The sequence below is a fragment of the Streptomyces sp. NPDC054840 genome (genome assembly GCF_053611065.1).
This window is the reverse complement of record NZ_JBSGZP010000480.1, coordinates 1-5729: the sequence shown is the minus strand read 5'-3', so window position 1 is coordinate 5729 and position 5729 is coordinate 1. Positions and strand designations below refer to the sequence as shown.

Below are 5729 nucleotides of genomic sequence, written 5' to 3'. Positions count from 1 at the left end.
GTCAGCGTCGAGGTCATGCGGCCGTCCTGGCCGCGCTTGGTGGACTCGTTGCCGACGTAGCCGCCCGCATCGTCGGCGGCCGTACGGGCCGCGGCGAGCGTCTTCTGGACGTCCGCCGTCTCGATGCCGAGCGTCGCCGTGCGGATGACGTTCGGGCGGACCACGGCCGGCGGCGCGGCGTTCTTGCCGGCGGCGGAGCCCGCGGCCCCCGCCGACCCGGCCGGCGCCGGGGCCGCCGCGGCGCCCTCCGGGGCCTTGCCGTCGGCGGCGGGCGCCACCGCCGCCTTGTCGTTCGCGGACCCCTGGCCGCTTGCCCCGCAGCCGGTGAGGGCGAGCGCCCCGGCCAGCGAGAGGGCGGCCAGGGCCGCCGCGGAACGGTGTCTGTCGAAGCTGCGCATCGCTGTAAACCCCCGAGGATCGGCTGGTGTTGCCGGTTCGACGTCCAGAGTCCCGTCGCGGGTTTCGAATCCACGGTCCCGGGGTGATCCCGATGCGGTCACGGTCCGGCCTCGGAGATCGGTCTGAGACGATGTGTCCATGCACGAAGCGGACATGCGTACGGATCGGCCGGGCGGCACCCCCCGGTCCACCGGCCCCACCGGTGCCCAGGGCCACGCCGTCGTCATCGGCGGCGGTATCGCGGGCCTCGCCGCAGCCCACCGGCTGCTCGCCGAAGGCGTGCGCGTCACCCTGCTGGAAGCCGGACCGCGGCTCGGCGGCAAGCTGTACGCCGGTGAGCTCGCCGGAGCTCGCGTGGACCTCGGCGCCGAAGCCATGCTCGCCCGCCGCCCCGAGGCCGTGGCCCTCGCCGCAGCCGTGGGCCTCGGAGAGGCCGTACAGGCGCCCGCCACCGCCACCGCCCACCTGTGGACCCGCGGCGCGCTGCGCCCGATGCCGCGCGGCCACGTCATGGGCGTCCCCGGCGACCTCCGGCCGCTCGCCGCCTCCGGGGTGCTCTCCGCCGAGGGGCTGGCCCGCATCGAGGCCGAGCGGACGCTTGCGCCCACCGAGATCGGCGAGGACGTCGCCGTCGGCGAGTACGTCGCGGCCCGCCTCGGCCGCGAGGTCGTCGACCGGCTGGTGGAACCGCTGCTCGGCGGGGTCTACGCGGGCAACGCCTACCGCATCTCCATGCGGGCCGCCGTGCCCCAGCTCTTCGAGGCAGCCCGCACGCACGCCCTCCTGGTCGACGGCGTACGCGAACTGCAGCGCCGGGCGGAAGCCGCGCCCCAGCCGGCCGGCCCGGTCTTCGCCGGCATCGACGGCGGCATCGGACGGCTCCCGATCGCCGTGGCCGAGGCCTGCCGCGCCGCGGGGGCCCGGCTCGTCACCGGCACCCCCGTCAGCGAGGTCGTCCGTACGGCCGAGGGCTGGCGAGTGGTCGCCGGCGCCGAGGTCGTCGACGCCGACGCCGTGGTCCTGGCCATCCCGGCCGGGGCCGCCGCACGGCTGCTGGACGGGCTCGCACCGGCCGCCGCCACCGAGCTGCGCGGGGTCGAGTACGCCTCGATGGCCCTCATCACGATGGCCTTCCGCCGCTCCGACCTGCCGGAGGCCGTCTCCGGCGGCGGCGCCAGCGGATTCCTCGTACCGCCCGTCGACGGCCGGACCATCAAGGCCTCCACCTTCTCCAGCAACAAGTGGGCCTGGGCCGGGACGGATCCCGATCTCTTCCTGCTGCGCACCTCGGTCGGCCGCCACGCCGATGAGAGCGACCTGCAGCGCGAGGACGGCGAACTCGTCGAGGTCTCCCTCGCCGACCTCGGTGAGGCCGTCGGCCTCGCCGCCCGGCCGGTCGCCTCCACCGTCACCCGCTGGGACGGTGGACTGCCCCAGTACCCGGTCGGCCACCTCGACCGGGTAGCCCGGATCCGCACCGCGGTCGCGGCCCTGCCGGGCCTCGCGGTGTGCGGCGCGGTCTACGACGGAGTGGGCATTCCGGCCTGCGTCGCGAGCGCCGGCAAGGCCGCGGACGCGGTGATCGCCGCACTCGGTGCGCGTACGGCACCCCTGGCACCGACCACTGATCAGCGCACGGGACAATAGGCACATGACTGCACCAGAGAAGATTCCCAACGCGGGGAAGAAGGCGAAGGACCTCAACGAGGTCATCCGCTACACCCTGTGGTCCGTCTTCAAGCTGAAGGACGTGCTTCCCGAGGACCGGACCGGCTACGCCGACGAGGTCCAGGAGCTCTTCGACCGGCTGGCAGCCAAGGACATCACCGTCCGCGGCAGCTACGACGTCTCCGGCCTGCGCGCCGACGCCGACGTCATGATCTGGTGGCACGCCGAGACGGCGGACGAGCTGCAGACCGCCTACAACCTGTTCCGCCGCACCAAGCTGGGCCGCGCCCTGGAGCCGGTGTGGTCGAACATGGCCCTGCACCGCCCGGCCGAGTTCAACAAGTCGCACATCCCGGCCTTCCTGGCCGACGAGGTCGCGCGCGAGTACGTCAGCGTGTACCCCTTCGTGCGCAGCTACGACTGGTACCTGCTGCCCGACGAGGACCGCCGCCGCATGCTCGCCGACCACGGCAAGATGGCCCGCGGCTACCCGGACGTGCGCGCCAACACCGTCGCCTCCTTCTCCCTGGGCGACTACGAATGGCTGCTGGCCTTCGAGGCCGACGAGCTGTACCGCATCGTCGACCTCATGCGTCACCTGCGCGCCTCCGAGGCCCGTATGCACGTACGTGAAGAGGTGCCCTTCTACACCGGGCGCCGCAAGTCCGTCGCCGATCTGGTGGCCGGGCTCGCCTGATACCTCCCCTGGGGGGAAGGACCGGAGGACGACCACACCGTCAGGTGAGTTCCTCCGGTGGATCGGGAGGCTGGTCCGGAAGACGGCCCCTGCCCCCGAAACGACGCAGCCGGAGATCCCGCCCGGAAGTTCAGACGACTGGCGGCAGCAACGCCCCGCGGGCGCTCGCTGCCCGGCCGTCCAGCGACACCGGTGCGGGCTCCGGATGCGGCGCACACGTGACACGCCACCCGCCTCGCCACCCGCCTCGGCGGCCGTCCCGCCGGCCGGTCCGGGTGAGGCCGCCTGCGCGGCGTGGGCCGGGACACAGAGGAGGACGGATAGTGCCCCCACGGCGGCCGCCCGGCCCGCGAGTCCCGTCCGAATGGCGGCCCCTTCCTCTCATCCGATGAACTGATGAGAGGCCTGAGCGTCGTACTTGTAAAGGATCACCGGCCGGTGTCGGCGCCGATGGCCCCCTTGCCGCGGGTTCCACCCCCCCCGGTTGCCGTACGCCCGGCGGTCAGGAGCTGCTGCTGCCGCAGCTGGAGCTCGACGAACTGCCGCAACTGGACGAACTCCCGCAGCTGGAGCTGGACGAACTGCCGCAACTGGAGCTGCTGGTCGAGCAGCTGGAGCCACCGCCCGAGGACCCGCAGCCGCCCCCCGAGGAGCCGCAGCCCGAACCGCTGCCACAGCCCGAACCGCCGCCGTCGCTCCCGGCGCACCAGACGATCGGCAGCACCTCGGCCCCCGACCAGTGGGAGGAGGTGTCCGTGCCGTGGGAGCGCGTACGCGTCTGGGCCGCGGCCAGCCGGGTACCGCGCACCGCCGGCACCAACAGCTGGCGCAGATACGGGTCCCGCAGACCGCGCAGCCCGAACAGCGCGGTCTGCACGTGCGGGGTCGGGTCGTTCAGGTGGGCGGAGCGGACCGCGCGCAGCGCCCGCGCCCCGGCCCTGGTGATCCGGCTCTTGGTCCGGGCCGCGCAGACCAGGCCGACCACGATCCCGCCCACCAGGACGACCGCCACCTTCAGGATGAACGGCACCCCGGAGCCGGAATCGAGGGCGAGCGCCACGACGGTCAGCACCAGCGACACCGGGAACAGCAGCAGCGCGCACACGACGGCCTGGATCAACCCCCAGCGGCGCACGCGGCGCAGCCCGGATCCGGGTGGGATGATCAGCCCGCGGTCGGCCAGCGCGCCCCCGATCTCTTGGACGGCCGGGTCGCACATGGCCGCGTAGCGCACCTGGTAGAGCCATCCCGAAGACGCCCCCTGGTGGGCCAGGAGGACGGCCCGCTGGGCGGCGTCGACGGCCCGCGCCCCGGGGCGTACCTGGACGATGCCGGGACCGCCGGCCACCAGTCGGCCGTCGCCGAGCATGGAGACGAGCGCGGCGTCCACGACGGTGCCGGGGCCGCCCACCAGGAAGGCGGCCTCGGACAGGTCGTGCAGGGCGGGCGCGGGTCCCGCGGGCGCGGACCGGGCCCCGCGGAGCCTGGCCATCAGCAGGACGGAGGAGAGGACGACGGCGATCCAGATCGCCACGGCGAGGAGGTTCATGCCGCTCTCCCCGACAGCGTCCGGGCCCAGCGCACGATCCGGCGGGGCGGCCTGGCCCCGGCCCGGTCCCGCCACCAGGTGGTGAGCCGGCGCCGGGCGGCCGGATCGGCGGGCAGGTCCCGGATCAGCAGGTCCTCGGCGAAGTCCAGCGCGTCCCGGCGGTAGCCGGAGGTCATCGGGCGGCCCTTGGCATAGGAGAGGAAGGCCTCGCGGTACGGCTCCGGGCCGCCCAGGATCACGGGCAGCTCGGGAGCCAGCTTCGCCACCACGTCGGCCCGCTTGGCGGCGAGCGCCCGGGCCTGTACCCGGATGCGCCGGCGGTCGAAGCCCTCGGGTACCGGGGTGCCGGCCACCAGCGCCGACAGCAGCGCGGCCTGACCGAGCGCCACACCCGTCCGGGTCGACTCCGCGACCGGGTCCGACGGCGCGACCGTGCCCGGCTCCTCGACCGTGCCCGGCTCGGTGCCCGCCGCGGCGGACCCGGCGGTGGCCGGCGCGGCCGTCACCACGGTCCGGATCGCGGCCAGCTCGCCCGCGAGCTCGGCCGCCGGCGGGAAGTCGTCGTCCCGCTCCAGCAGGACGCCCGCCGGTTCCACCCGGGAGCGCAGCTCGGCCAGCAGCTCGAGTACCACCGGTGGGACCGGGTGCGCGTGGGTGTCGTGCCAGACACCGCCCCGTTCGATGCCGCCCGCGACGTGCACGTACGCCAGCGCCTCCAGCGGGATCGCGTCCAGTACGGCGGCCGGGTCCTCGCCCCGGTTGACCCGGTTGGTGTGCAGGTTGGCCACGTCGATGAGCAGCCGGACACCGGTCCGCTCGACCAGCTCCGTGAGGAACTGCCCTTCCGTCAGCTCCTCGCCAGGCCACGAGAACAGCGCGGCGATGTTCTCCAGGGCCAGCGACACGGGCAGGGCGTCCTGCGCGATCCGCACGTTCTCGCACAGCACGTCCAGCGCGTCGCGGGTGCGCGGCACCGGCAGCAGGTGCCCCGCCTCCAGCACCGGCGAGGAGGTCCGTACGAAGGCGATGTGCTCCGTGACGAGCGGCGCCCCCAGCGCCACCGCCCGCTCGCCGAGCGCCGCCAGCTTCGCCGGATCGGGGCGGTCCGCGCCGCCGAGGCCGAGCGAGACCCCGTGCGGCACCACGCGCGTGCCCCGCTCGCGCAGCCGCAGCAGGGACTCGGGCAGGTGGCCCGGGCATACGTTCTCGGCCACCACCTCGACCCAGTCCAGGCCGGAAAGCCGCTCGACGGCGTCCGCGATCTCCGGCCGCCAGCCGATGCCCACCCCCAGGTGTGCCATGGGCTTCATGTCCCCTCGCCCCCTCTCGTCGTACCGTGTGCCGATGTCATGGCCCCGACGGAGTCGCGCCAATCGCAGGAGGGGACGTTCAGAGGAACATTTGAGGTTCCCGCCG

The 5729-nt window shown here is 74.3% G+C and carries 5 protein-coding genes; 2 read left to right on the top strand and 3 right to left on the bottom strand.

Annotation, left to right across the window (positions count from 1 at the left end; genetic code table 11):
• A partial coding sequence (locus ACWGIU_RS27385; RefSeq protein ID WP_453710105.1) for a DUF4349 domain-containing protein occupies window positions 1-398 on the bottom strand: 398 nt, incomplete at its 3' end.
• Window positions 399-552: 154 nt separating this feature from the next.
• Here ACWGIU_RS27385 and hemG point away from each other — a divergent pair.
• Complete coding sequence (gene hemG / locus ACWGIU_RS27380; RefSeq protein ID WP_453710107.1) at window positions 553-2046, top strand: protoporphyrinogen oxidase; 1494 nt, start codon at window positions 553-555, stop codon at window positions 2044-2046.
• A 4-nt stretch (window positions 2047-2050) separates the two neighbouring features.
• Window positions 2051-2764: a hydrogen peroxide-dependent heme synthase gene (gene hemQ, locus ACWGIU_RS27375; protein WP_453710103.1), complete on the top strand. Its 714-nt coding sequence runs from the start codon at window positions 2051-2053 to the stop codon at window positions 2762-2764.
• A gap of 502 nt (window positions 2765-3266) precedes the next feature.
• On the opposite strand, the gene ACWGIU_RS27370 is transcribed toward hemQ, so the two are convergent.
• Together ACWGIU_RS27370 and ACWGIU_RS27365 are read right to left on the bottom strand one after the other, a co-directional pair.
• Window positions 3267-4313 carry a TIGR04222 domain-containing membrane protein gene (locus tag ACWGIU_RS27370; protein WP_453710101.1) on the bottom strand — a complete coding sequence of 349 codons (1047 nt, stop codon included), beginning with the start codon at window positions 4311-4313 and terminating at the stop codon, window positions 3267-3269.
• Window positions 4310-5623: a DUF692 domain-containing protein gene (locus ACWGIU_RS27365; protein WP_453710099.1), complete on the bottom strand. Its 1314-nt coding sequence runs from the start codon at window positions 5621-5623 to the stop codon at window positions 4310-4312. The genes ACWGIU_RS27370 and ACWGIU_RS27365 overlap by 4 nt, the downstream gene beginning before the upstream one ends.
• Window positions 5624-5729 lie beyond the last annotated feature (106 nt).